The sequence below is a fragment of the Agrobacterium sp. 22117 genome (assembly GCF_052045735.1).
Lineage (GTDB): Bacteria > Pseudomonadota > Alphaproteobacteria > Rhizobiales > Rhizobiaceae > Agrobacterium > Agrobacterium cavarae.
Map to the genome: position 1 here is coordinate 162,100 of NZ_JBQEPP010000007.1, position 24,770 is coordinate 186,869.

Consider the following 24,770-nt stretch of genomic DNA (forward strand, 5'->3'; position numbering starts at 1 on the left):
TTGAGGCGGCTTAATTTTTTGCTGCGTCTCCGGGCTTCGCGGAGATCGCGTGGACGGTCGGATCTTCCGGGCGTCCGATGTTCTCGCCCTTGGCAAGCAGCGGTTCGTAGCGCTTGTCGGTCAGCGTCTTGAGGAAAGCCACGATGGCATCGACGCGCTTGTCGTCGAGTGCCGGGGCGGACGTCAGTTCTTCCATGGCGATGTTGTCCGGAACCTCCGGCGCATCCCATTTCTCGCCGGTTTCCGGGTTGATCTGCCGGCTCGGCTTCTTGCTCTTGTACTTCACATAGAACAGCACGACGGTGCGCAGGTCCTTGAAGACGCCGTTGTGCATGTAAGGGCCTGTCACCGCGATATTGCGGAGCGACGGCACCTTGAACTTGCCGCGCTGTGCCGGATCGTCGCCGACGGCTGGATTTTGCGCCAGGCCGAGATCGACAGCATCCGGCTTCGACCCATTGGCTGCGCGGGCTAGTCTGTTGGCCGGGACGCCGATGTTGAAGTATTTGTGGTTGGTGAAGACGCCGTCCGAGAGGCCGTGCTCACCCTTGATCGTGTGGCAGGTGTTGCAGTTGGTGAACTGCGTGGACGACATCAGCACGCGGCCGAGTTCTTCCTGATCCGTCAGCTTTTCCTCGCCGCGCAGGAAGCGGTCATATTTCGAATCGAAGGTGGAAAGCGCATCGGATCGCTCGTAAGCGGCCAGCGCCTTGCCCATGGCGGCGAAGGCTTGCTCGTCGTTCTCGAATACGTTCGGCCCGAAATGGCTTGCAAAGGCAGTGACGTAGTCAGGATTTTCCTTCAGCCGCTTCACCACGCTCGACTTGTCGGCCATCCCCATTTCGATTGGGTTCAGCGGCGGACCGCCGGCCTGATCTTCCAGCGTGGCGGCGCGTCCATCCCAGAACTGGCCGCCAATATAGTTTCCGTCGGCGTCCTTGCCGAAGGGCGGGGAGAATTTGGCGTAAGTTGCCGTCGGCGCGTTGCGATCTCCCAGCGACTTGCCATCATCGCCAAGCGAAACCGCATGGCCTGCCTTTTCCGTATCGCGGATGTCGGTGAAGCCGTTGGCAGAGGTGTGACATGTGGAACAGGACATCGTCCGGTTCATCGACAGATTGGCGTCGTGAAACAGCGCTTCGCCGAGCTTTTCGACGGTTGGGTAGTCGGTGCCGCCATGGGCAGCTCCGCCAAGACCCATCGCTACGGGAAGGAGGATGAGTGCCGAAGCGGCAAGAAAATGAGAGAAGTGCCTGACCATGTCAGAGCCGCCGAAAATGATGAAACCGGTGGCTCTATACCATCTTCTTTACGCCGCGCACAGAAACTTTCTTCAAGGTCTCCACTTTGTCGCAGGCGCTTATTTCGACCTCAGACGTCGAAGTAATCCTCGAAGGATTCGGGGAAGCTCTGGCGCGCCACGCGCTCGTCGATCACGAGCATCGCCTCATAGGAAAGCGGATCAAAATTCTTCTCGGCGGGGAGAACTTCACGCCCGAAGAGCAGGCTGAGGCGGGCGGCATCGAGATTGCCCCGCTCGAAAGGCTCTGCGCCGAAATGGTGCCAGAGGGCATGCAGGAAGGCCGCATCGATACGATGTTCCGGCGTGCCGGGACGTGCCTTGCGCGGCAGTTGCTTGATGGGGGTGACGCCGCGCGGATTGGCGCGGCGTATGGTAAACTGGACGCCTGTGCCCGGCATGCCGGATGGAAAACCACGGTGTTTGGTCATGTCGGGCAGGTTCGCCATTTCGTCTATCCTTCAGCTCTTGCCGATCTTGTCCTGCGTCTTGGTGTCGAAATCGGACGCGTCGTGACGTTCATGTAGCTGTTCTGAGGGATCACCGGAAGCCTTGTTGACCATGCGGCCGCGTTTGACGGCAGGACGCTCGGCAATTTCATCGGCCCAGCGCTTCACATTCTTGTAGCTTGCTGCTTCCAGGAACACTTCCGCCTTCGGATAGGATTGTCCGCGCGCCAGGTTGCCATACCAGGGCCAGATGGCGATATCGGCGATCGAATATTCATCGCCTGCCATGTAGCGGTTTTCGGCCAAGTGACGATCGAGCACGTCCATCTGGCGCTTCGCCTCCATGGCAAAACGGTCGATGGCGTATTTGATGTGGATGGGCGCATAGGCGTAGAAGTGGCCGAAGCCGCCGCCGAAGAAGGGGGCAGAACCCATCTGCCAGAACAGCCAGTTCAGCGCTTCGGTGCGGGCCTTGTGCCCCTTCGGCAGGAAGGCGCCGAATTTTTCCGCGAGATAAAGCAGAATCGAACCGCTTTCGAAAACGCGCGTCGGTTCCGGTGTGGAATGATCGACCATGACCGGGATCTTCGAATTCGGATTGGCAGCAACGAAGCCGGAACCGAACTGGTCGCCATCGCCGATCTTGATCAGCCAGGCATCATATTCCGCGCCGGAATGGCCGGCGGCCAGAAGCTCTTCCAGCAGAATGCCGACCTTCTGACCGTTCGGTGTCGCCAGCGAGTAGAGCTGCAGCGGATGCTTTCCAACCGGCAGTTCTTTCTCATGGGTTGGCCCGGCAATCGGTCGGTTGATATTGGCAAACGCGCCGCCATTGCCCTTTTCCCACTGCCAGACCTCTGGCGGCTGATAGCCTGCGGGAAAGTTGTTTTCGGGAGACTTTTCGGTCATGAAGATCCGTCCTTATTCCAGATGTGGTTCCAGGTGGGGATGCTGTGTTTCAGCAATATAGGAAATGCAAAGCCGTTCCTCCACTCCCGCGACAGACGGAACACCAGCCTCCGGAAAAAGAACCTGCTAAGCCTTTGCGATCGCGTGGAAAAATGTTCCGCTGACAAGGCCGCGCCTTCCGCCGGATAGCCCGAGCGGCTTGCCGAGACCATCGGCAATTTCAGCGAAGGGCTGATCGGTGCCGGCGTCGATGACGCTGGCATAATGGAACTCGTGTCCGCGCAAAACATCGCCAGCCTGGCCGAGCGGGCCGGTCTCGGCAATCCTGGCCTGACGGTAGCCAAGGTTCATCTTTCGCTTGGCAAAGCTGGTGACGTGCGAGAGTAGCCCGGTCATGGCGTGCGTCACGCCGTTCGCGTCTTCCAGCGCTTCCCCCAGCACCATATAGCCTCCGCATTCCCCATGCACCGGCTTCGTCTGCGAAAAATGGGCAAGCGACGCCTTGAAGCGCGATGCGACGGCCAACTGTCCGGCGAAAAGCTCAGGATAACCGCCGGGCAACCAGCAGATATCGCAGGACGCGTCCGGGGCTTCATCGGCAAGCGGGGAGAAGGGCAGGATCTCGGCGCCAGCCTCCCGCCATTGCCGCTTCAGATGCGGATAGAGGAAGGTGAAGGCGGCGTCTTCGGCCAGTGCGATGCGCTGTCCGGGCGGGGCAATTCCCGCTTCGACCGACCCTTCGGCCAAATCGATGGGCGTTGCCAGGGCCAGGAGCTCATCGAGATCGATGGCACGCTCCATCGTATCGGCCAGTCTTTCGATATGGGCGTCGATCTCCGGGTGTTCGCTCGCCTGCACCAGACCGAGATGCCGTTCGGGCAGGGTCAGCGATGGATCGCGCATGACGCAGCCCGCCACGGGAAGGCCGATCTTTTCGATCGCCTCGGTGCAGAGCGTGCGGTGGCGTTCGCTGCCCGCACGGTTCAAAACGACGGCTGCCATCTTCACCGCCGGATCATAATGGGCAAAACCATGCGCCATGGCTGCCGCCGTTTGCGACTGGCCCGAGACATCGAGGACCAGGAGGACGGAGATGTGAAAGAGCCGCGCCAGATCAGCGGCCGAGCCGGTGCGGTTGTTGGAGACGGCAATACCATCGAAGAGGCCCATGGCGCTTTCGATCAGCAAGAGGTCTGCACCGTCGGCCTGTTGGGTCAGAAGATGACGCAGCAGATCCGGCTGCATCGCCCAGCTGTCCAGGTTGAGGCCGGGCGTACCGGTTGCGACCGCATGAAAGCCGGGATCGATGTAATCCGGTCCGGTCTTGATGCCGCGCACCTTGATGCCGCGGCGGGCAAAGGCGCGCAGCAGCCCGATGGTGACGCTGGTCTTGCCGGAGCCGGAGCGGGGCGCGCCGATGATGATGGCTTTTGCGGTCATGGCAGAATTCTAAACTCCGGGGCGCGCTTTTGATCGTGCAGTTGGTCTGTTGTTTACCGATGACGGCTCACGCTGCAAGGTCTATAGGACATTCATGGAAACGGATGGCAAAAACCTTCGGCGTGGCTGGACCACCGGCACCTGCGCTGCTGCAGCGACGAAGGCCGCCTGTCAGGCGCTTTTGACCGGGTCCTTCCCTGATCTTGTCGATGTCGAACTCCCCAACGGGTCTCGACCGGCCTTCGTTCTCGCAACGGAGGAAAAGGGCGACGGGTTCGCCCGCGCGGGCGTCGTCAAGGATGCCGGCGACGATCCGGATGTGACTCATGGCGCGCTGATCGAGAGCACGCTGCGCAGGACGGAGACGGGAAGCGGCATCAGCTTCAAGGCGGGCAAGGGCGTGGGGATTGTCACCCGCCCCGGTCTGCCGCTTTCGGTGGGAGAGCCCGCGATCAATCCCGTCCCGCGCCAGATGATGCTTGCTGCGATCCATGAGGTGGCAGGGACTGACGCCGATTTCGAAGTCGAAATCTCCGTGCGTGACGGGGAGACGCTGGCGGAAAAGACTTTGAATGGCCGTCTCGGCATTGTTGGCGGCCTCTCCATCCTCGGCACGACCGGTATCGTCATTCCCTTTTCCTGTTCGGCCTGGATCCACTCGATCTGGCGCGGGATCGATGTGGCACGGGCAGAAGGGCTTCCCCATCTGCTAGGCGCAACGGGCAATGCGTCGGAAAAGGCGGGGCAGGCCTTTTACGGGCTGCCCGAGACCGCGCTGATCGACATGGGCGACTTCATTGGCGGCATGCTCAAATATCTGAAGAGCCATCCTGTCCCCAGAGTGACGGTGGCGGGCGGAGTCGCCAAGATGACCAAGCTGGCGCAGGGCATGCTGGACGTCCATTCCAAGCGTGGGCTGGCGGATCTGGAAGCCTTGGCAAAACTTGCCGAAGAAGCGGGCGCGACGAGCGAACTTCTGACCGCCATCCGCCACGCCAATATGGTGGCGCATGCCTTTCAGCTGGCCGAGGCGGCCAGGATAGATCTCGGAAATATTGTGGCGCAGCAAGCCTGGGTTACGGCTGCGGCGGCGCTTGGCCGGGACGATATCGCGCTCGATATCCTGGTCTTCGATCGTGATGGCAATCTTAAAGGGCGCACAGCGCCGACGCCATCAAATCGAGCGGCCCCCATTTCCGAGGGGCCGATCGGCTAAGTCTCGTTAAGGCACGAGGCCGAAGATAACCGCTGCGACGAAGGCAAAGCAGATGCCGACGAGCGCTGTATGGATCGATGCCTGCCAGCCGCGATGCGGCGCGGTTGACGGCGTGAAATCTCTTGCTTTTCCTGCTTTGGAATAAGACATCGCACCCTCCTGTTCGTCCAAAAATCGGTACCGCCGATCTGCGGGATAGTGACACTGAGAATATCGCTATTCTCTCGTGTTCCAGTAGAGATAAATTTCCATAAGATTGGGCTTGCGGGGAAAATACTGGTCGTGACTTGCCTCCCAACAAGGTCCGATCTACCGCATTCACGATTCCTTAACGTCCGAGCGGTGTTTCGGTTCAGTGGGTAGAAGGTGGGAAAGACGCGTGGCGGATATCGATGCGATCATCATAGGGGCGGGTGTCATTGGCCTTGCGGTCGGGAGGGCGCTCGCGCTTCAGGGCCGGTCCGTTATCGTATTGGAAAAGGAAGCCGAATTCGGCAGTGCGACCTCCTCTCGTAATAGCGAGGTGATTCATGCCGGGCTCTATTATCCGCAAGGCAGCCTGAAGGCGCGGCTTTGCGTGGAGGGGCGACAGCGGCTCTATGACTATTGCGAAAGTCATGGCGTTGCGCATCGCCGGTGCGGCAAGCTGATCGTGGCGACCACAGAGAGCGAAATTCCTCTGATCGAGGACCTGCAGCGGCGAGGTCTCGACAATGGCTGCGAGGCGCTGGATCTGATCAGCGCGTCCGAGGCCCGGCGTCTCGAACCGGCACTCTCCTGCAAGGCGGCACTGTCGTCACCCATGACCGGCATTATCGATAGCCATGGCTACATGCTGGCGCTGCTTGGCGATATGGAAGATGTGGGCGGCAGCTTGGCCTACAGGGCGCCGTTCCTGCGCGCGGTCGTGGAGGAGGATGGCTTCCGGGTCTTCGTCGGCGGGAGCGAGCCGGTGGAATTGACCTGCCGGACGCTCATCAACGCGGGAGGGCTGGTTGCGCCGCAGATTGCTGGCGCCATCGATGGACTGCCGGCGGCACATGTTCCTGAAGCCTTTTATGCCAAGGGCTCCTATTTCTCGCTGAAAGGCAGAGCGCCATTTTCACGACTCATCTATCCGGCACCCCATGCCCATGGGCTTGGCGTGCATCTGACGCTCGATATTGCCGGACAGGCGCGCTTCGGTCCGGATATCGAATGGATCGACCGTATCGATTACGCCGTCGATCCGAAACGGTCAGCGGGCTTTGACGAGGCGATCCGCCGATACTGGCCAGGTCTGCCGGATGACGCGCTCCAGCCTGCCTATTCCGGTATCAGGCCCAAGATTTCCGGACCTTCAGAGCCTGCGATGGATTTCCGCATCGACGGACCGGAGCGGCATGGCGTTTCCGGCCTCGTCAATCTTTTCGGTATCGAGAGTCCGGGGCTGACGGCATCGCTGGCAATTGCGGATGAGGTGGTTTCAAGACTGGCCGAATAGCGCGTCTCAAACCGCCACGGTAGAGTGCCGTGGGTCCGTTCGGCCGACGCTTTAGTCGCCGGTATATTGGGCATCCGTGACATGCTCCATCCAGTCCACGGCCTTGCCGTCCTTCACTTCCTGGATGGCGATATGGGTCATGGCGGTTTGTGGCGATGCGCCGTGCCAGTGCTTCTCACCAGGTGAGAACCAGACGACATCGCCAGGAGCGATCTTTTCGATCGGGCCACCTTCCCGCTGCACCAGGCCCGATCCGGAGGTGACGATCAATGTCTGACCGAGCGGATGGGTATGCAAGGAGGTGCGGGCGCCGGGTTCGAACGTCACCTGCGCGCCTTGCACGCGCTCTGCATGATGCGGATTGAACAGTGGATCGATGCGGACCGTTCCGGTGAAATAGTCGGCAGGGCCTTTGCCCGATGGTTTCGTGCCAGCGCGGGTGATTTCCATGATCATGTTCCTCGTCTTGTTGAACGCTTGAAGATCAGGCGTATTTCGACAGCGCGTCCGCCATGATGGCGCTATCGACATTGCCGCCGGATGCCACGGCGATCACGGAATCGGTTTCAAGCTCATCACCATGGAAAAGGGCGGCTGCCAGTGCCACGGCACCGCCCGGTTCCACCACGATCTTCAGGCGCTGGAAGGCAAGCACCATGGCTCGCAGCGCTTCTTCTTCGGTCACGGCTATGCCAGCACCGCAAAGGCGCTTGAGGATCGGAAAGGTGATGTTGCCGGGCTGCGGCGTGATGATCGCGTCGCAGATGGAGCCACTGAGGGCTGCGTTTCTCTCGATCTTCCCTGAGGCGAGCGAGCGCGCCACATCGTCGAAATGCTCCGGTTCTGCGGTGCGAACCTTCAGGCCCGAAGCCTTGGCTTCCAAGGCAAGCGCGACACCCGATGTCAGCCCGCCGCCACCACAGCAAACCAGCACCTCTGCTTTCTCGATGCCAGCCTCCTGCGCCTGTTCGGCAATCTCCAGGCCCACCGTTCCCTGGCCGGCAATCACCAGCGGTTCGTCATAGGGGCGAATCAAGGTCAGGCCGCGTTCTTCGGACAGCGTCGCGCCGATCGCGTCACGGTCTTCATTGGCGCGATCGTAGAGCACGACCTCGGCGCCGTAGGCTTTGGTGTTTTCGATTTTGATCTTCGGTGCATCGCGCGGCATGATGATGACGGCGGGCACGCCGTGCAGGCTTGCCGCCAGTGCGACGCCCTGGGCGTGGTTGCCGGAGGAAAAGGCGATGACGCCACGCTTTCGCACCTCTGGTTCCAGTGCCGAGACCGCCGACCAGCCGCCACGAAACTTGAAAGAGCCGGTCCGCTGCAGGCATTCCGGCTTGATCAGGACCTTGCGGCCAGCAATCTCGTCAAGAAAGGGAGAAGACATCAAGGGGGTGCGGATTGCCTCGCCGTTCATACGCTGGCGGGCGGCTTCGATCATCGCAATATCGGTCATCATCGTCTCACGTCATTCCAGATGGTGCCTACCATAGGGCCAAATGCAGCGACGTGAAGCCAAAAAAATCCCCGGTCGAAGCCGGGGATTTTCGTCTCTGCCTGTTGATTAGGCCAGCGTGTAGGCCGTCTTCACCGTGGTGAAGAATTCGTTGGCGTACTTGCCCTGCTCGCGCGGGCCGAAGGAGGATGCCTTGCGGCCACCAAACGGCACGTGGAAGTCGACGCCTGCGGTCGGCAGGTTGACCATGACCATGCCGGCTTCGGCGTTGCGCTTGAAGTGCGTGGCGTGCTTCAGGCTGGTGGTGGCGATGCCGGAGGACAGGCCGAAGGGCGTGTCATTGGCAACGGCCAGAGCCTCGTCGTAATCCTTGACGCGGATGACGGAGGCGACCGGTCCGAAGATTTCCTCGCGCGAGATGCGCATGTCATTGGTGGCTTCGGTGAACAGCGTCGGCTGCAGGAAGAAGCCGGGGGTTTCGCGCTTCAGCACTTCGCCACCGAAGGCGAGCTTGGCGCCCTCCTTCTTTCCGATTTCGATATAGTCGCAATCCTGCTTCAACTGCTTTTCATCGACGACCGGTCCGACATGGGTGTCTTTCGACATCGCATTGCCGACATTGATCTTGGCCAGACGCTCGGAAAGCGCTGCCACGAACTTGTCGTGGATGCCTTCGGTGACGATGATCCGTGACGACGCGGTGCAGCGCTGTCCGGTGGAGTAGAAGCCGGAATTTGCAGCCGCTTCGACAGCAACGCCAAGGTCTGCATCATCAAGAACGACGAAGGGGTTCTTGCCGCCCATTTCCAGCTGGAACTTGCGGTTGAATGGCAGCGACGAAGCGGCAACTCGTTGGCCGGTGCCGGTGGAGCCTGTAAACGTGATGCCAGCGAGATCCGGGCTGTCGAGCATTGCCTGACCGACGACGGAACCGCGACCCATGACGAGGTTCAGAACGCCCTTCGGCAGGCCTGCGCGGTGCAGGATATCGACGATCGCCCAGGCGCAACCGGGAACGAGGTCGGCCGGCTTGAAGACGATGGTGTTGCCGTAGCAAAGCGCTGGTGCAATCTTCCAGGCCGGAATGGCAATCGGGAAGTTCCAGGGCGTGATGATGCCGATGACGCCAAGCGGTTCGCGGGTCACTTCAACGCCGATGTTCGGGCGGGCGGATGGAATGACTTCGCCTGCCAGGCGCAGTGCTTCGCCGGCAAAGAAATCGAAAATCTGGGCGGCGCGGATGGTCTCGCCGATGCCTTCGGCCAGAACCTTGCCTTCTTCGCGGGCGAGGAGCGCGCCGAGCTCTTCCTTGCGGGCGAGGATTTCATCGGCGGTCTTCTTCAGGATGGCGTGACGCTCGAGAATGCCGGAGCGCGACCAGGCCGGGAAAGCGGCCTTGGCAGCGGCAATCGCCTGCTTGGCGTCTTCAGCGGAAGCCTGTGCGTATAGGCCGACGACTTCGTTGGTGTCAGAAGGATTGATGTTCTTCGACGTTTCGGATCCGATCCATTCGCCGCCGATAAGGTTTTGGTGAATTGTCATTGGTGCACTCCCTGTAATCGCTTTAATTTTCAGTGCTCGGGCAGCGTGGGGCGAAGCCCCGCTCCTTCGCGTTGTCCGCCGCGGCAGAGCGCGCGACGAGGTCGGCGGTGACCCTATGTCATGTCATGCCATCGCGAAAGACATTCGGGCGTCTAATTGTATGATTTTTTAAGTCAGTCTTGGTGCTCGCGTTTGTTCAGTCTTTCCAGATGCAGCAATAAGCCGCTGTGGTCGATATCGGCGCCGCCATCGCCGACAAAGGCATCGAAAGCGCGGGTCACTTCTTCCGTCAGCGGCAGCGCCAGATCAAGATCCTTGGCGGTGGCAAGAACGCCGTTCAGATCCTTCAACTGGAATTTGGAGGGACCGCCGGGCACGAAGTTGCGGTTCACCATGCGCTCGCCATGCAGCTCGAGAATGCGGCTTTCGGCAAAGCCGCCACGGATGGCGTTGCGGAAACCTTCGCGTGATGCGCCACCGGCTTCGACCAGCATCATCGCTTCCGCCACCGCGCCGATGGTGATGGCGACGATCTGCTGGTTGGCGAGCTTGCACAGCTGGCCTGCACCGGATGGTCCCACATAGGTCAGGCGACCCATGGCGGAAAAGACATCGCCGAGACTTGTCACCGTTGCCTCATCGCCACCGGCCATGATTGCCAGCGTCCCGGCAGTTGCGCCAGGCACGCCGCCGGAGACCGGTGCGTCCACATGGGCAATACCAAGCGCTTTCAGCTTTTGCGAATGGTCGCGGGCGATTGGCGGGGCAATGGAACTGCTGTCGATGACGATGGCGCCTTTTTCCAGCGCCTCGGCAACACCCATGTCGAACAGCACATTGCCGACGGCATTACCATCGCTGAGCATGGTGATGACGACATCGGCCCCTTTCGCCCCGTCAGCAGGGGAAGCGGCGAGGACCGCCCCATGCTCCACCAGCGCCCGCGCTTTCTCCACACTGCGGTTCCAGACGCGCACCGTAAAGCCGGCTTTCAACAGGTTGCGGGCCATGGGCCCGCCCATCAGGCCGGTGCCGATAAAGGCGATGATGCGCGCTTGTTTGCCCGACTCCGTCATTTCAGCGAACCTCCCAGCTCGTCTTCGATATGGACCTTGATGATCTCTTCAAAATTCGTCTCGGCTGTAAAGCCCAATTCGCGGGCGCGGGTAGCCTCGAAGCCGGGTGCCCAGCCTTCGCACATGCGCATGATCATCTCATTCGGCTCGCGACGGATGAGGCTGACGGCCTTTTCGCCCGCGATCTTGCGCAGTGCCTCGATCTGCTCGCCCACCGTGGCGCTCAGTCCCGGCATGGAGAGGTTGCGGCGTGGACCAACCTTGTCGGTATCGATCGTTGCGCCGTGCAGCAGGAAGCCGACAGCCGAACGGGGCGAAGCATGCCAGTGGCGGATGGTCTCCGGCACCGGCAACACGGCTTCCTGGCCGACCAGAGGTTCACGCAAAATGTTGGAGAAGAAACCGGAGGCGGCGGCATTCGGCTTTCCGGGGCGGATGCAGATCGTCGGCAGGCGAATGCCGATGCCTTCGAAGAAACCGCGTCTCGTATAGTCGGACAGAAGCAGCTCCGAGATTGCCTTCTGCGTGCCGTAGCTGGTCAGCGGCGTGGTGTGGAAATCATCGGGGATCGGGTAAGGCAGCGGGGCGCCGAAAACGGCGATGGACGAGGTGAAGACCACCCGCGGCTTGTAGCCATCCTCACCATTGGCGATGCGGATCGCATCGAAGAGATAGCGCGTGCCATCCAGATTGATGCGATAGCCCTTGTCGAAATCGAGCTCTGCTTCGCCAGAGACGATGGCCGCGAGATGGAAGATCACGTCCGGTCTTGTGGAGACCAGCTTTTCGGCCTCGCCTGGGGCGGAAAGATCGGCGGCGCGTGCATCGACCTTACCTTTGAAGCCGGCCGGCGATTCGGGCTGAAACACATCGATTAAGGTGAATGTCTCGATGTCCCTACCGTTCAGGTTTCCTTCGCGAACGAGCCTTTCGGTCAGCTTGCGTCCTACCATTCCGGCTGCGCCGATAATCGCTACATGCATCTGGTTTCTCCTCCACCGCATTACAAAATTTGACTTGTAAGGTTGTCTGATAACCTTATATGACTGGCTTGAAAACAGTATTTTGAAAAACCGAAAAATTTAAGAGCGGAGACGCCAAAGAAGCGTCACCGCCTGGGTGGAGGCGAGGGGGCATATGCTCAAGGTTCATGCGCAATCACGCGAGGAGCTGCAGGCTTCTTTGAAGGCCGGTCTTGGCGAGGGGCTGGTTCTGACGGACGCGGCAGAAATGGTCCGCTACTGCCGCGACTGGCATGGCGATGTCTCAAGCAGTGCCGTTGCCGTCATTCGCCCACGCAATGTGGAAGACGTTGCCGCGACCGTGCGGCTCTGCGCAGAGCTTGGCCTCGCCATTGTCCCCCAGGGCGGCAATACCGGTCTCGTTCTTGGTGGCGTGCCCGATGCGCCGGATCACCAGATCGTTCTCAGCCTTGAGCGCATGAATGCGATCCGCGCCATCGATACGGATGATTTTTCCGCCGTGGTGGAGGCTGGCTGCATCCTGTCGGAATTCAAGGATGCGGTGCAGGAAAAGGGCATGTTCTTTCCGCTGTCTCTCGGCGCGCAAGGATCCTGCCGCATCGGCGGCAACGTTTCGACCAATGCCGGCGGCATCAATGTGCTGCGCTATGGGATGACGCGCGAGTTGGTGCTCGGTCTCGAAGTCGTTCTTGCGGATGGTACCATCTGGAACGGGCTGTCGACGCTTCGCAAGGACAATCGCGGCATCGATCTCAAGCAGCTTTTCATCGGCGCGGAAGGAACGCTTGGCATCATCACCGCCGTCTCGGTCAAGCTCTATCCCAACCCCGAGCATGTCGAAACCGCGCTTCTCGGATTGAACTCGCTCGATGATGCGATCAAGCTTTATCGCCGCGCGCGTCGTGAGTGCTGCGATCTGATGTCGGCTTTCGAGTTCATGCCGCCGGTCGCGTTCACGCTTGCCATGGAAGCCATTCCGGATCTGAAAATGCCGATCGCCGGCGATTATGCCGCCTATGTGCTGATGGAGATTTCAGGCTCTGGTCTGGTCGATACCAGCGATCTGATGAGCCGCTTTCTCGAAGGTGTGATGGAAGACGGGCTGGTGCTCGATGGCGTCATCGCCTCTTCGCGCGCTCAGGCGCAGTCACTCTGGATGTTCCGCGAAGGTATGAATGAAGGCCAGGCGCTGCGCGGCGCCCATATGCGCACCGATATTTCCGTGCCGCTGTCGCGTCTTGCCGAATTCGTTGCAGAAGCGGAGGCGGCACTGGCCAAGGAACTGCCGGAATGCCTGGCGGTGTCCTACGGTCATGTGGGAGACGGCAATGTGCATCTTAACGTCCTTCCGCCCAACGGCAGCACGCGTGAGGAGCGGGATCACTACATTTACAAGGCCAAGGTCATCGTCAATGCGGTGCTGGACCGTTACGCTGGCAGCATCAGTGCCGAGCACGGGATCGGCCGCTTGAAGCGCGGGGATTTCGAAAGCCGTCTCGGCCCCGTCCAGCGGGAGATGATCGAGCGGCTGAAAGCCGCCTTCGATCCGGAGCTTCGCATGAATCCCGGTTGCCAGCTTGCCCTACAAGCGGCTAGCTAGAAGAATGAAAGTGCGCCGTCCTTCGGCGTTCATGTCCACCAGGAGCCATCATGACGCTGGAGTTCAGCCAGATTCACCGCACCGATCATCTTCCTGGCCGGATCGCCGCGGAGATCGCGCGTGAGATCAATGATGGAAAGCTGAAAGCCGGCGACAAGTTGCCGACCGAGCATGCGCTGTCCAAGACGTTCGGCGTCAGCCGTTCGGTCGTGCGAGAGGCCATCGCCCAGCTTCGCAATGAGGGCGCGGTCGAAACACGTCAGGGCGTCGGGGCCTTCGTCAGCGATCCGCGTCATCGCGTATCGATCCGTATCGAGCGCTCCAAGCTGACCGATCCCGACAAATTCCGCGATCTCTTCCAGTTGCGTCTGCCGTTGGAAATCGAGGCCGCCGGTCTTGCCGCCGTCAACCGCACGCCGGAGCAGTTGAGCCGGCTGGAGGCCGCCCTCAACAATATGCGCAATGCGCCGGATTGGGACAAGGACGGTATTCCTGCCGATCTCGATTTCCATCGCACCTTGGCAGAGGCGACGCAGAACGATTATTTCTCGATGTTTCTCGGCTTTATCGCCGAGCGGATCAGCTCGGCGATAAAGGTCGCCTTTTCACGCGCAGTCTTCGGCGAAATCCTGGAAACCACCATCCAAGAGCATGTGCCAATCTATGAGGCCATTGCTGCGTCCGATGCGGCAGCCGCACGCGCCGCCATGCGCGCCCATCTGGTGGGTGCTGCAAAACGCTTGAATCTCGAGATGGAAATCTACGAATAGGCCTTTCGCGCCGGCGCGATTGGTCCTGCCCGCCACGGGCTGTGAATTTCATCGAAAATTCGGCGTCTGGCAGGCTGGACTAAGGCCTTTTCTCATACTAAGAAGATTGACGTATTCAGGTTGTCAGACATCCAGACAATATAATTGCTGTGGAGGCAGTGGTCGGATGGGCTGAAAGTGGGAGGGATCAAGCTTGGTCGAAATCAGGACTGTCGATGCTGCTGCAATTTTGCCGGAAGATCATCGGGATGCGATCCTGATCGGTCGCGTCTGGTCCAAGAGCGAAGACGGCCCATGTCCGGTCCTGTTGAAGGATGGCGTTCTCTACGATCTCTCCAGGCTTGCGCCGACCGTCTCGGAACTGCTCGAAAAGCACGATCTCGTCGAGCGTCTTTCCGACACGCTGCAGTTTGCAGCGCTCGGTGCCTTTGAAGCCTTTCTTGATGGTTCCGCCGGACAATTGCTTTCGCCAAACGATATTCAGGCCGTCAAGGCGGCCGGCGTCACCTTCGCCGACAGCATGCTGGAGCGCGTCATCGAAGAACAGGCCAAGGGCGATCCGCAGCGTGCGCAGGACATCCGCGGCCGTCTGGCTCCAGTGCTTGGCGATAGCCTCAAGGGTGTCGAGGCCGGCTCCGAAAAGGCTGCGGAGGTCAAGCGCCTGCTGCAGGAAATGGGCCTCTGGTCGCAATATCTGGAGGTCGGGATCGGCCCGGATGCGGAGATTTTCTCCAAGGCGCAACCCATGTCGTCCGTCGGCTGCGGCTCGCTGATTGGCGTTCATCCCAAGTCGCAGTGGAACAATCCTGAACCGGAAGTGGTGCTTGCCGTCACCTCCGATGGCCGCATCGTCGGCGCCGCCCTTGGCAATGACGTCAACCTGCGCGATTTCGAAGGGCGCTCCGCCCTGCTGCTGAGCAAGGCAAAGGATAACAACGCGTCCTGCTCCATCGGCCCGTTCATCCGTATTTTCGACGGCAAGTTTACACTGGACGACGTGAAGCAGGCACAGATTTCGCTGCTCGTTGAAGGCGAAGACGGGTTTACAATGACGGGCGTCAGCCCGATGCAGGCAATCAGCCGCACGCCGGAAAATCTCGTGTCGCAGCTTTTGAACCGCGATCACCAGTATCCGGATGGTGCCGTCTTCTTCCTGGGCACGATGTTTGCTCCGGTCAAGGATCGTCATGGTCCAGGTCTCGGCTTCACCCATGCCAAGGGTGACCGCGTCGAGATATCAAGCCCGCGATTGGGCAAGCTGATCAACTGGGTGGCCAGCACATCCGATTGTCCGGAATGGACCTTCGGCACGACGGCATTGATGCGCAATCTCGCAAAGCGCGGGCTTCTATAACGTCCGTCGCGGGCGAGCGATCTCGCTGACGCGACACGCATATCCACAGGCTTAAAACGTTGCGCGCGCGCCTCTTTGTGTTCGCGCCGCTTCGGATCATTCTCGGGAGGGGAAAGATGCAGAAAGTCATCAATCTTTTTTACCGCATCCTCGAGACCATTCTCGTCGCGCTTCTTGCAGGCATGGCAATCATGGTCTTCGTCAATGTGGTCATGCGCTACACCATGAATTCCGGCATCAACGTCTCGGAAGAACTGGCGCGCTATTTCTTCGTCTGGATCACCTTCATCGGTGCGGTCGTCACCTTCCGTGAAAACAGCCATATGGGCATCGAAACGCTGGTGATGTTCCTGTCGCGGCGCTGGCGCATTTTCTGCATGATCCTGTCCAACATCATCATTCTTCTATGCTCGGCGATCTTCTTCTGGGGAACGTGGAAGCAGTCCGCCATCAATGCCAGCATGCATGCGCCGGTCACCGGCCTGTCGATGATCTGGGTCTATGGTGTTGGCATGTTCACCGGCGGAATCATGTTCATCATCGCGCTCGAGCGCCTGTACCGCTTTCTGACCGGCAAGGTCCGCGAAGACGAGATTGCCGCCTTTGCCGGTGAAAATCTCACCATCGAACAGCTTTCGGAGCGCTGACACATGACACTTCTGGTTTTTGTCGGCTCGCTCCTCGGCGCCATGGCAATCGGCGTTCCCGTTGCCTTCTCGCTGATGTTCTGCGGCGTCGTGCTGATGTGGTACATGGGCATGTTCAATACGGCGATCATCGCCCAGAACATGATCTCCGGCGCCGATACCTTCACGCTGCTCGCCATTCCCTTCTTCATCCTGGCCGGTGAATTGATGAATTCCGGCGGTCTGTCGCGCCGCATCATCGACTTTGCGATTGCGCTGGTCGGCCATATTCGCGGCGGTCTCGGCATCGTTGCCATCGTTGCCGCCATCATCATGGCGTCGATCTCCGGTTCGGCGGCGGCGGATACCGCCGCACTCGCGGCGATCCTCATCCCGATGATGGCGAAGGCCGGTTACGACATTCCGCGTTCCGGCGGTCTGATCGCTGCCGGCGGCATCATCGCCCCCGTCATTCCGCCGTCGATGGCCTTCATCGTCTTTGGCGTTGCGGCAAACGTGTCGATCACCCAGCTCTTCCTCGCTGGTATCGTGCCCGGCATCCTGATGGGCGCATCCTTGATCATCGCCTGGCTGATTGTCGTGCGCAAGGACAACGTCCAGCCGCTGCCGAAGACGACGGCAAAGGAACGCCTGGTCGCAACGGGCCGTGCGGGCTGGGCGCTCGGCATGCCGGTCATCATTCTCGGCGGCATCAAGGCCGGTATCATGACGCCGACGGAAGCCGCCGTCATTGCTGCGGCCTACGCACTCTTCGTCGGCATGGTCATCTACCGCGAATTGAAGCCTGCCGATCTGTGGCATGTGCTGCTTCGCGCTGCCAAGAGCACATCGATCATCATGTTCCTGGTTGCCGCAGCACTGGTTTCTGCCTGGCTGATCACCGCTGCCAATATCCCAGCGGAGGTTGCCGGCTTCATCGAACCGCTGATCGACCGTCCAATGCTCTTGATGGCCGTGATCATGGTGCTGGTCTTCATCGTCGGCACTGCGCTCGACCTGACACCCACCATCCTGATCCTGACGCCTGTCCTGATGCCGATCGTCAAGCAGGCGGGCATCGATCCGGTCTATTTCGGCGTGCTCTTCATCATCAACAATGCCATCGGCCTCATCACGCCGCCGGTCGGTGTTGTCCTCAATGTGGTTTCGGGTGTCGGGCGCATTCCGCTCGGCAAGGTGACGGTCGGCGTCTGGCCGTTCCTGGTCGCCGAAACCATCGTTCTGGCCCTTCTGGTGATCTTTCCGCAGATCGTCATGGTGCCGCTGCAATATCTGCGTTGACCGAACGACTCGGTTTGTTTCCAAGGGAGGAAAACATGAGAAAGCTACTTCTACTCACGACAGCCATCGCCTTCACCGCCGGTGCCGCCGCACCCGCTTTTGCCGAATACAACAGCCGGATGATCCGCGTGTCGAACGGCATCAACCAGGATCACCCGGTCGGCAACGGCATCAAGGCCATGCAGGCCTGCCTCGACGAGAAGACCGGCGGCAAGCTGAAGATGACCGCATTCTGGGGCGGCGCTCTCGGTGGTGACTTGCAGGCCACCCAGGCTCTGCGTTCTGGCGTTCAGGAAGCGGTCGTCACATCGTCCTCACCACTCGTCGGCCTGATTCCGGCGCTTGGCGTGTTCGACCTGCCTTTCCTTTTCTCCAACACGAAGGAAGTCGATGCCGTTCTGGACGGCGAGTTCGGCGACATGATGAATAAGAAGCTGGAAGAGCAGGGCCTCGTCAATCTGGCCTATTGGGAAAACGGCTTCCGCAATCTCTCCAACTCCAAGCGCGCGGTCGACAAGTGGGAAGACTTCTCCGGCTTGAAGGTGCGCGTGATGCAGAACAACATCTTCCTCGACACCTTCCAGAACCTTGGCGCCAATGCCACGCCGATGGCGTTTGGCGAAGTGTTCTCCGCACTTGAGACCAATGCGATCGACGCACAGGAAAACCCCTATGTGACGATCGACACCTCGAAGTTCTACGAAGTGCAGAAATTCGTCACCGAGACGAACCACGCTTACACGCCGTTCCTATTCCTCTTCTCCAAGCCGATCTTCGACAGCTACACGCCCGAAGAGCAGACCGCCCTTCGTGAATGCGCGATTGTCGGCCGCGACGAAGAGCGCAAGGTCATTCGTGCGCTGAACCAGAAGTCGCTCGACAAGATCAAGGAAGCCGGTCTCAAGGTGAACGTTCTGTCTGCGGAAGAGCAGGCGCGTATCCGCGAAAAGTCCGCGGTCGTCTACGAAAAGCACAAAGCTGAAATTGGTGCAGATATCGTTGACGGCATTCAGGCCAAGCTCAAGGAAGTTCGCGCTCAGTAATTTGCGCTAAGGTTTAAATACCGAAACGCCCGGTGACAGATCGTCGCCGGGCGTTTTTGTTTCTCAGGACATGTCAGGCGCCCGTAAAGGCCTCAAGCCGCTGCAGGCTTGTTCTGGCGGTGTTCGATCAGGTCGTCGACGACGGCGGGATCGGCGAGCGTCGAGGTGTCGCCGAGCGCGCCGAAATCGTCTTCGGCGATCTTGCGCAGGATGCGGCGCATGATCTTGCCGGAGCGGGTTTTCGGCAGGCCGGGTGCGAACTGGATCTTGTCCGGCGTTGCCACCGGGCCGATCTCATCGCGCACATGCTTGACGAGTTCGGCGCGCAGCGCTTCGTCGCCGGTCTTGCCCGCCATCAACGTCACATAGCAATAGATGCCCTGTCCCTTGATATGGTGCGGATAGCCGACCACGGCTGCCTCCGAAACCGCGCTATGCGAGACGAGCGCCGATTCCACCTCTGCGGTTCCAAGACGGTGGCCAGAGACGTTCAGCACGTCATCGACGCGGCCGGTGATCCAGTAATAGCCATCCTCGTCACGGCGGCAGCCATCACCGGTGAAGTACTTCCCCTTATAGGTGGAGAAGTAGGTCTCGATGAAGCGCTGATGGTCTCCATAGACGGTACGCGCCTGGCCCGGCCAGCTGTCGGTGATGCAAAGATTGCCGTCGGCCGGACCTTCCAGCACCTTGCCCTCAGCATCGACCAGTTCCGGCTTGACGCCGAAGAAGGGGCGGGTGGCCGAACCGGGCTTCAGATCGGTGGCACCCGGCAGCGGCGAAATCAGGATGCCGCCGGTTTCCGTCTGCCACCATGTATCGACGATCGGGCTCTTGTCCTCGCCGACGACATGATAATACCACTCCCAGGCTTCCGGGTTGATCGGCTCGCCGACCGTGCCGAGGAGGCGGATGCTAGAGCGCTGCGAGCGTTTGACGAACTCGTCGCCAGCGCCCATCAACGACCGAAGCGCGGTGGGTGCGGTGTAGAAGATATTGACCTTGTGCTTGTCGATAACTTCCCAGAAGCGTCCCTGGTCGGGGAAGTTTGGTACACCTTCGAACATCAACGTCGTGGCACAGTTGGCAAGCGGTCCGTAGACGATATAGGAGTGGCCGGTCACCCAGCCGACATCGGCCGTACACCAGTAGATGTCGCCATCCTTGTAGTCGAAGACATATTCGTGCGTCATCGACACATAGACGAGATAGCCGCCAGTCGTGTGCAGCACACCCTTCGGCTTGCCGGTGGAGCCCGATGTATAGAGAATGAAGAGCGGGTCCTCCGCTTTCATCTTCACCGGCTCGCAATGGGGTTTTACGTTTGCGGTTTCCTGGTGGTACCAGAGGTCGCGACCGGGCGCCCAGTTGGTCTTGCCGCCCGTGCGGCGCACGACCAGGACCTTGTTGACGATGACGTGCTGGCGCGCGGCGATATGGATCGCCTTGTCGGTGTTTTCCTTCAGCGGAATGGGCTTGCCGCCACGAACGCCTTCATCGCAGGTGATGACGAAGGTGGACTGGCAGTCGACGATGCGGCCGGCCAGCGCTTCGGGAGAGAAACCGCCAAAGACGACGGAATGGATGGCACCGATGCGGGCGCAGGCAAGCATCGCATAGGCCGCTTCCGGGATCATGGGCATATAGATGGTGACGCGGTCGCCCTTCTTGACGCCGTGCTTTTTCAGCACATTGGCGAGGCGGCAGACGGCGTCATAGAGCTGGTTGTAGGTGATCTTCTTGTCGATATAGGGATTGTCACCTTCCCAGATGATCGCGGTGCGTTCGCCATGCGTCTTCAGATGGCGGTCGATACAGTTGTAGGAGACGTTGGTGAGGCCGTCCTCGAACCATTTGATCGGCACCTTGCCCTTGAAGGAGGTGTTCTTGACCTTGGTATATGGCTTGAACCAGTCGATCCGCTTGCCGTGCTTGCCCCAGAATTTCTCCGGGTCTTCCACGCTGTCCTGATACCATTTCAGATAGCGGTCATTGTCGATCAGAGTGCCGGTTTTGGCCGATTTGAGAACCGGGTAGATCTTCGCAGACATGAACTCCTCCTCATGCAGATTGTCTTTTTAAGTCTGGAGACTCCTGTCCTCCAGTCATGTGTCCAATTCATAACAGGTTGGTGACATCCGGCAATTAGACAAAGGTCATTTGTTTCTCGAACAATTGCAATTCTGATGCAATCCGGTTATAGAGCGGTCATATTCCCGGAAATCAGTGGTTTCATTCCACGCCCGCGACACCGGCGCGGACGCTCAGAAGGATTGTATCTATGGCTCAAACACTGCTCATGCCGAAAGCGACGGCCGTCTGGCTCGTTGACAACACGGCGCTGTCGTTCGATCAGATTGCCACGTTCTGCAAGCTTCATCCGCTTGAGGTCAAGGCAATCGCCGATGGTGAAGCAGCGCAGGGCATCAAAGGTCTCGATCCGATCGCAACAGGTCAGCTTTCCCGCGACGAAATCCAACGCGCCGAAGGCAACCCGAACCACAAGCTGAAGCTTTCCGAGCCGAAGGTTCGTGTTCCAGAATCCAAGCGCCGTGGCCCGCGTTACACGCCGGTGTCCAAGCGTCAGGACCGTCCGAATGCCATTCTCTGGCTGGTGCGCAACCACCCGGAGCTGAAGGACGCGCAGATTTCGCGTCTCGTCGGCACCACGAAGTCGACCATCGAGCAGATCCGTGATCGCACCCACTGGAACGCCGCAAACCTGACACCGATGGACCCGGTCACGCTTGGCCTCTGTAGCCAGATCGATCTCGACCTCGAAGTCGAACGTGCATCGCGCGGTCGCCCGCTTCCCACCCAGGAAGAACTGGATGCGACCTTGCAGCCTGCAAGCACCACTGAAAAGCTCGGCTTCAACTATGATCGCGAAGAAGAAAAAGAAATCGACGCCAACGCCGTTTTCGCCAAGCTCTCCTCGCTCAAGTCTACCCGCAAGGATGAAGACGAGGACGACAACTACTAACAGTCTATCCAATAATCGCCGTTGGCCGCCTGCAAATGGCAATTTCTGTGCTTCCGGTGCTCACGTACTTTAAGTACGCTGCGCTCCGGTTCTCGAAATCACCATTTTCGTCAGACCAACAGCAATTCTAGAACAAACTGTAAGGCGTTTGGTCGGTCCTGATACTGCCCGCATCCAGAATGCACCTATTGAAGCCCCGGTTTGCGCCGGGGCTTTTTGCTTTCTGCCGTTTCAGCAAACCGCACAAAGAAAAACCTCCGCAGCGCAGGGCTGCGGAGGTCAATCTGAAATCATCACGTCTTTTTTGTCTTATGCGTGGTTCATCTGTCGCTGCGGCATGTTGATAGATGGCACACCGGTCTTTTCGTCGTCATTGACAAGGCCACTTGCTCTGAGCAGCGAGGTGAAGCGGCCACCGCGCAGGCTGAGTTCATCGAAGGTACCCTTCTCGATGATCCGGCCATTGTCCATGAACAGCACCAGATCGGCGTCGCGGACAGTCGACAGACGGTGCGCGATGATGAAGGTGGTGCGATCCTTGCGCAGCGCATCGACGGCGTCCTTGACGCGCGCTTCGGTTTCCACGTCGAGCGCACTCGTCGCTTCATCCAGAACCAGGATTGGCGCATTCTTCAAAACCGCACGGGCAATGGCGATACGCTGACGCTCACCACCGGAGAGACGGTTGCCGCGCTCACCCACCTGCGTCATGTAGCCATTTAGCCTGCTGTCGATGAAGTCGGTCGCGGCCGCCGCAGTTGCGGCCTGGACGATTTCATCGTCGGTCGCCGAATCGCGACCCAGACGGATGTTGTCACGGATCGAGCGGTTCAGAAGGCCGGCATCCTGGAACACGGTTGCAATCGAGCTTCTGAGCGACTGGCGCGTCACCGTCGAGATGTCGATGCCGTCCACAAGGATCTGGCCGGAGCTTGGGTCATAAACACGCTGCAACAGGTTGATGAGCGTGGTCTTGCCTGCACCCGTCGGACCGACGATGGCGACCGTCTCGCCGGCATTGGCGACGAAGGAGACGTCGTGCACGCCCTGCTTGGTGTTGGCAAAGCCGAAATTGACGTTGCGGAATTCGACCGTGCCTTCGACGTGACCGAGTTCGCGAGCCGAATTCGGTTCTTCACGCTCCTGGACGGAATCTTCCAGCTTGAAGAAGTCCTCGAGCTTGGCGCGGGCCTCGAAAATCTGGCTGACGAAGGCACGCATCTGGTCGAGGCGGCCGATCAGCAGGTTGGCGAAGCCGATAAAGGCAATGACGTCACCAACGCGAAGCTCGCCATTCTTCACCAGGATCGTACCGATGACGAGGATGATCATCATCGACAGCGTCGAGGCCGTGCGGTTCAGCGCGCTGGCGAAAGCCCACCAGTCGAGAACCGGGTACTGGGCGCTCAGCAGGCGCTCGGTGAAGGACTTCAGAGCCTTGGTTTCCGCTTCGATGCGGTTGTAGCTGTGCAGCACCGAGACGTTGCTGATCGAGTCGCTCACATGGGCAAAAACGGTGTGATAGTGCTCCTCGACGGAGGCCTGGCCTTCCTTCGTGCGGTTCATCACCCACTTGCCGATAAACCAGTAGAAAATACCAAGGCCCACCAGCACGAAGCTCAGGCGAACGTCCATCGAGAAGGCAGTCGGGATCAAGAGCGCTACGGCAACGAAGGTTGCCAGATGCGTGCGCATGAATTCGAGCCAGAGGCCGAATAGCGTCTCGCTGGCGCGCAACAGCGTATGCAGCGCGTTGGAGGTGCCGCGCTGATGATGCCACGACAGCGGCATGGAAATGATACGGCCGAAGGCTTCGGTCAGAAGCGAGGCGCGGCGCCCATGGGCAAGCCGGTCCGCCTCACGCGCCACGGCAACGTAAGCCACTGTATTGAAGAGGCCGAACGCACCCCAAAGAATGAGGATGTTGGTTGGAACGGACCCTGTCGACAGCGCATCGATGATCTTGCCGAACAAAACAGGCTCAGCGATGGTGATTGCCGCAAGAATAACGTTTGCAACAACGACGATCGTGACCCGCCATTTGTTGGTTGCAAGGTAGCGCAGGGCGCGCGTGTAAACTTGAAACAGTGTCAATTTCCAAATCCCGTCTTCATGTCAGTCCTGCCCTTTGGGGCGAAACCCTTACCTTCAACGACAAGGGCGATTGCGGGCTATGCAAGCAGTTGTTTTATCGCTCTTTCTACATGAATGGGCGCTTAACGCCGGGGCTTTTGAAGCGAGACTCGAAAAAAATCGCGTTCTGCACGATCTGAATATTTTGGATTGTCAAATCGGTCTATTTCGCGGAAAAGTTTTAGTGCATGACACGTTGCTTGATTACAAATTTGCCGCGTTCGAACCTGGCTGCTAAGGGGTGCGAAAGACATACCCCCTGCAAGGTTCGTGGTCTTTTTTATTGCCAGGATCTATTTTGAGATGCAGACCCTATTTACGTTCCTGGATACCCATGCAGAGCCAATGGGTCTGGATGAATTTCTCTCTTCTTTCCAGCAGGTTATAAGCCAGTATGGGTTTGACTATTATCGTATTTTCCGACGCGCCGTCCGGCGGGCCGCGGTCAAGGATGTGGTGCTGGCGCAGCAGCAGCCCGAGGGGTGGCCCGCGATTTACGACGCGAAGAAGTATAGGGAGGTCGATCCCATCGAGCGATCGCTCTGTCTGTTGCAAAAGCCGGTGAGGTGGCGGGATGCAGTGTGCCTTCTTCCGCAGGCGACGCATCGCAAACGTGCGGCGAAACTTTTTCAGGATGCGGCTCGGCATGGATTGCGGGAAGGCTATGCTTTTCCAATTCACGGACGCAACGGCATGCTGGGTGGCGTTGTCATCAGCGGCCTTGGCTGCCATCTGACGGAACGTGAATTGGCGATCTTCGATGCGGTCATGCGTGTCACGTTCTGGCGTGTTGCGGATTTGACCGGACACTCGGAAGATCTGCTGTCCTCTCCGGATCTTTCGGTGGCGCAGCTGACGCGCCGGGAGCGCGATGTACTGACGCTACTGGCGCTCGGCAACACGTCGCCGGAGATCGGCAAGGCGCTTTCGATCACCAGTCATACGGTGGATTGGTACCTCAGCGGTATCCAGCGCAAGCTCGGTGCGCGAAACCGCCAGCACGTCGTGGCGCTTGCGTTTCGCTGCGGCTTGATTGGTTGACGCATTCAGACGCGCGGACCAGAACCGGGATGATGAAAATCGTCCTTTCCAACATGCGGTT

22 protein-coding genes are annotated in these 24,770 nt (G+C 59.5%); 10 read left to right on the forward strand and 12 right to left on the reverse strand.

All coding sequences use genetic code 11. From position 1 onward, the window contains the following. Positions 1 to 10: 10 nt before the first annotated feature. The 4 genes from ACTJKV_RS19905 to ACTJKV_RS19920 all read right to left on the reverse strand — a co-directional run bounded on the left by ACTJKV_RS19905 (position 11) and on the right by ACTJKV_RS19920 (position 4,098). Entirely contained in the window at positions 11 to 1,261 is a 1,251-nt protein-coding gene (locus tag ACTJKV_RS19905; protein WP_274103470.1) for a cytochrome-c peroxidase, read from the reverse strand. A 110-nt stretch (positions 1,262 to 1,371) separates the two neighbouring features. Continuing rightward, a complete protein-coding gene (locus ACTJKV_RS19910; RefSeq protein WP_062444471.1) occupies positions 1,372 to 1,749 on the reverse strand; it encodes a hypothetical protein in 378 nt (125 codons plus the stop codon). A gap of 12 nt (positions 1,750 to 1,761) precedes the next feature. After that, positions 1,762 to 2,658, reverse strand: coding sequence for a glutathione-dependent disulfide-bond oxidoreductase (gene yghU, locus ACTJKV_RS19915; protein ID WP_274103468.1), 897 nt, complete (start codon positions 2,656 to 2,658; stop codon positions 1,762 to 1,764). 126 nt (positions 2,659 to 2,784) lie between these two features. Continuing rightward, the gene (locus tag ACTJKV_RS19920) at positions 2,785 to 4,098 is read right to left on the reverse strand and encodes a cobyrinate a,c-diamide synthase (protein WP_274103466.1); all 1,314 of its coding nucleotides are present in this window, start codon (positions 4,096 to 4,098) and stop codon (positions 2,785 to 2,787) included. A 94-nt stretch (positions 4,099 to 4,192) separates the two neighbouring features. Between ACTJKV_RS19920 and ACTJKV_RS19925 the strand changes: the two genes are divergently transcribed. Beyond that, a complete protein-coding gene (locus tag ACTJKV_RS19925; protein WP_440599364.1) occupies positions 4,193 to 5,314 on the forward strand; it encodes a cobalt-precorrin-5B (C(1))-methyltransferase in 1,122 nt (373 codons plus the stop codon). Positions 5,315 to 5,320: 6 nt separating this feature from the next. On the opposite strand, the gene ACTJKV_RS19930 is transcribed toward ACTJKV_RS19925, so the two are convergent. Beyond that, a complete protein-coding gene (locus tag ACTJKV_RS19930; protein ID WP_165457044.1) occupies positions 5,321 to 5,464 on the reverse strand; it encodes a hypothetical protein in 144 nt (47 codons plus the stop codon). Positions 5,465 to 5,693: 229 nt separating this feature from the next. On the opposite strand from ACTJKV_RS19930, the gene ACTJKV_RS19935 reads away from it, so the two are divergent. Beyond that, positions 5,694 to 6,797, forward strand: coding sequence for an NAD(P)/FAD-dependent oxidoreductase (locus ACTJKV_RS19935; protein WP_274103464.1), 1,104 nt, complete (start codon positions 5,694 to 5,696; stop codon positions 6,795 to 6,797). A 51-nt stretch (positions 6,798 to 6,848) separates the two neighbouring features. Here the strand turns inward: ACTJKV_RS19935 and ACTJKV_RS19940 are convergent, their stop codons facing one another. The 5 genes from ACTJKV_RS19940 to denD all read right to left on the reverse strand — a co-directional run bounded on the left by ACTJKV_RS19940 (position 6,849) and on the right by denD (position 11,857). Next, positions 6,849 to 7,247, reverse strand: coding sequence for a (R)-mandelonitrile lyase (locus tag ACTJKV_RS19940; protein ID WP_274103463.1), 399 nt, complete (start codon positions 7,245 to 7,247; stop codon positions 6,849 to 6,851). 34 nt (positions 7,248 to 7,281) lie between these two features. Continuing rightward, a complete protein-coding gene (locus ACTJKV_RS19945; protein WP_274103462.1) occupies positions 7,282 to 8,256 on the reverse strand; it encodes a threonine ammonia-lyase in 975 nt (324 codons plus the stop codon). A 108-nt stretch (positions 8,257 to 8,364) separates the two neighbouring features. Then, positions 8,365 to 9,798 (reverse strand): aldehyde dehydrogenase family protein, encoded by a 1,434-nt coding sequence (locus ACTJKV_RS19950; RefSeq protein ID WP_062424776.1) that lies wholly within the window; start codon positions 9,796 to 9,798, stop codon positions 8,365 to 8,367. Between the two features lie 173 nt (positions 9,799 to 9,971). Then, entirely contained in the window at positions 9,972 to 10,874 is a 903-nt protein-coding gene (locus tag ACTJKV_RS19955) for an NAD(P)-dependent oxidoreductase (RefSeq protein ID WP_274103461.1), read from the reverse strand. Continuing rightward, the gene (denD, locus tag ACTJKV_RS19960; RefSeq protein ID WP_274103460.1) at positions 10,871 to 11,857 is read right to left on the reverse strand and encodes a D-erythronate dehydrogenase; all 987 of its coding nucleotides are present in this window, start codon (positions 11,855 to 11,857) and stop codon (positions 10,871 to 10,873) included. The genes ACTJKV_RS19955 and denD overlap by 4 nt, the downstream gene beginning before the upstream one ends. Before the next feature lie 154 nt (positions 11,858 to 12,011). Between denD and ACTJKV_RS19965 the strand changes: the two genes are divergently transcribed. The 6 genes from ACTJKV_RS19965 (at position 12,012) to ACTJKV_RS19990 (ending at position 18,552) form a co-directional block, all read left to right on the forward strand. Continuing rightward, positions 12,012 to 13,457, forward strand: a complete 1,446-nt coding sequence (locus ACTJKV_RS19965) for an FAD-binding oxidoreductase (protein WP_274103459.1) — start codon at positions 12,012 to 12,014, stop codon at positions 13,455 to 13,457. Positions 13,458 to 13,507: 50 nt separating this feature from the next. Then, on the forward strand, positions 13,508 to 14,227 hold the full coding sequence (locus tag ACTJKV_RS19970; protein ID WP_062424780.1) for a FadR/GntR family transcriptional regulator: 720 nt from the start codon (positions 13,508 to 13,510) through the stop codon (positions 14,225 to 14,227). A gap of 193 nt (positions 14,228 to 14,420) precedes the next feature. After that, positions 14,421 to 15,581 (forward strand): fumarylacetoacetate hydrolase family protein, encoded by a 1,161-nt coding sequence (locus ACTJKV_RS19975; protein ID WP_274103458.1) that lies wholly within the window; start codon positions 14,421 to 14,423, stop codon positions 15,579 to 15,581. Between the two features lie 116 nt (positions 15,582 to 15,697). Then, positions 15,698 to 16,228, forward strand: coding sequence for a TRAP transporter small permease (locus ACTJKV_RS19980; RefSeq protein ID WP_062424782.1), 531 nt, complete (start codon positions 15,698 to 15,700; stop codon positions 16,226 to 16,228). A 3-nt stretch (positions 16,229 to 16,231) separates the two neighbouring features. After that, positions 16,232 to 17,509 (forward strand): TRAP transporter large permease, encoded by a 1,278-nt coding sequence (locus ACTJKV_RS19985; RefSeq protein WP_274103456.1) that lies wholly within the window; start codon positions 16,232 to 16,234, stop codon positions 17,507 to 17,509. 35 nt (positions 17,510 to 17,544) lie between these two features. Beyond that, entirely contained in the window at positions 17,545 to 18,552 is a 1,008-nt protein-coding gene (locus ACTJKV_RS19990) for a TRAP transporter substrate-binding protein (RefSeq protein ID WP_274103455.1), read from the forward strand. 92 nt (positions 18,553 to 18,644) lie between these two features. On the opposite strand, the gene acs is transcribed toward ACTJKV_RS19990, so the two are convergent. Further along, the gene (gene acs / locus ACTJKV_RS19995) at positions 18,645 to 20,603 is read right to left on the reverse strand and encodes an acetate--CoA ligase (protein WP_113180752.1); all 1,959 of its coding nucleotides are present in this window, start codon (positions 20,601 to 20,603) and stop codon (positions 18,645 to 18,647) included. A 230-nt stretch (positions 20,604 to 20,833) separates the two neighbouring features. On the opposite strand from acs, the gene ACTJKV_RS20000 reads away from it, so the two are divergent. Beyond that, positions 20,834 to 21,535: a DUF1013 domain-containing protein gene (locus tag ACTJKV_RS20000; RefSeq protein WP_274103454.1), complete on the forward strand. Its 702-nt coding sequence runs from the start codon at positions 20,834 to 20,836 to the stop codon at positions 21,533 to 21,535. 309 nt (positions 21,536 to 21,844) lie between these two features. Here the strand turns inward: ACTJKV_RS20000 and ACTJKV_RS20005 are convergent, their stop codons facing one another. Beyond that, positions 21,845 to 23,629, reverse strand: a complete 1,785-nt coding sequence (locus ACTJKV_RS20005) for a glucan ABC transporter ATP-binding protein/ permease (protein WP_062424787.1) — start codon at positions 23,627 to 23,629, stop codon at positions 21,845 to 21,847. A gap of 309 nt (positions 23,630 to 23,938) precedes the next feature. On the opposite strand from ACTJKV_RS20005, the gene ACTJKV_RS20010 reads away from it, so the two are divergent. Next, positions 23,939 to 24,709, forward strand: a complete 771-nt coding sequence (locus tag ACTJKV_RS20010) for a LuxR family transcriptional regulator (RefSeq protein ID WP_112954521.1) — start codon at positions 23,939 to 23,941, stop codon at positions 24,707 to 24,709. The last annotated feature ends 61 nt before the right edge of the window (positions 24,710 to 24,770 follow it).

Bases quoted from the DNA above. Each gene is read 5' to 3' on its own strand.
- ACTJKV_RS19905 (WP_274103470.1), bottom strand. From the start codon at position 1,261: ATGGTCAGGCACTTCTCTCATTTTCTTGCCGCTTCGGCACTCATCCTC.
- ACTJKV_RS19910 (WP_062444471.1), bottom strand. From the start codon at position 1,749: ATGGCGAACCTGCCCGACATGACCAAACACCGTGGTTTTCCATCCGGC.
- yghU (WP_274103468.1), bottom strand. From the start codon at position 2,658: ATGACCGAAAAGTCTCCCGAAAACAACTTTCCCGCAGGCTATCAGCCG.
- ACTJKV_RS19920 (WP_274103466.1), bottom strand. From the start codon at position 4,098: ATGACCGCAAAAGCCATCATCATCGGCGCGCCCCGCTCCGGCTCCGGC.
- ACTJKV_RS19925 (WP_440599364.1), top strand. From the start codon at position 4,193: ATGGAAACGGATGGCAAAAACCTTCGGCGTGGCTGGACCACCGGCACC.
- ACTJKV_RS19930 (WP_165457044.1), bottom strand. From the start codon at position 5,464: ATGTCTTATTCCAAAGCAGGAAAAGCAAGAGATTTCACGCCGTCAACC.
- ACTJKV_RS19940 (WP_274103463.1), bottom strand. From the start codon at position 7,247: ATGGAAATCACCCGCGCTGGCACGAAACCATCGGGCAAAGGCCCTGCC.
- ACTJKV_RS19945 (WP_274103462.1), bottom strand. From the start codon at position 8,256: ATGACCGATATTGCGATGATCGAAGCCGCCCGCCAGCGTATGAACGGC.
- ACTJKV_RS19950 (WP_062424776.1), bottom strand. From the start codon at position 9,798: ATGACAATTCACCAAAACCTTATCGGCGGCGAATGGATCGGATCCGAA.
- ACTJKV_RS19955 (WP_274103461.1), bottom strand. From the start codon at position 10,874: ATGACGGAGTCGGGCAAACAAGCGCGCATCATCGCCTTTATCGGCACC.
- denD (WP_274103460.1), bottom strand. From the start codon at position 11,857: ATGCATGTAGCGATTATCGGCGCAGCCGGAATGGTAGGACGCAAGCTG.
- ACTJKV_RS19965 (WP_274103459.1), top strand. From the start codon at position 12,012: ATGCTCAAGGTTCATGCGCAATCACGCGAGGAGCTGCAGGCTTCTTTG.
- ACTJKV_RS19970 (WP_062424780.1), top strand. From the start codon at position 13,508: ATGACGCTGGAGTTCAGCCAGATTCACCGCACCGATCATCTTCCTGGC.
- ACTJKV_RS19980 (WP_062424782.1), top strand. From the start codon at position 15,698: ATGCAGAAAGTCATCAATCTTTTTTACCGCATCCTCGAGACCATTCTC.
- ACTJKV_RS19985 (WP_274103456.1), top strand. From the start codon at position 16,232: ATGACACTTCTGGTTTTTGTCGGCTCGCTCCTCGGCGCCATGGCAATC.
- ACTJKV_RS19990 (WP_274103455.1), top strand. From the start codon at position 17,545: ATGAGAAAGCTACTTCTACTCACGACAGCCATCGCCTTCACCGCCGGT.
- acs (WP_113180752.1), bottom strand. From the start codon at position 20,603: ATGTCTGCGAAGATCTACCCGGTTCTCAAATCGGCCAAAACCGGCACT.
- ACTJKV_RS20000 (WP_274103454.1), top strand. From the start codon at position 20,834: ATGGCTCAAACACTGCTCATGCCGAAAGCGACGGCCGTCTGGCTCGTT.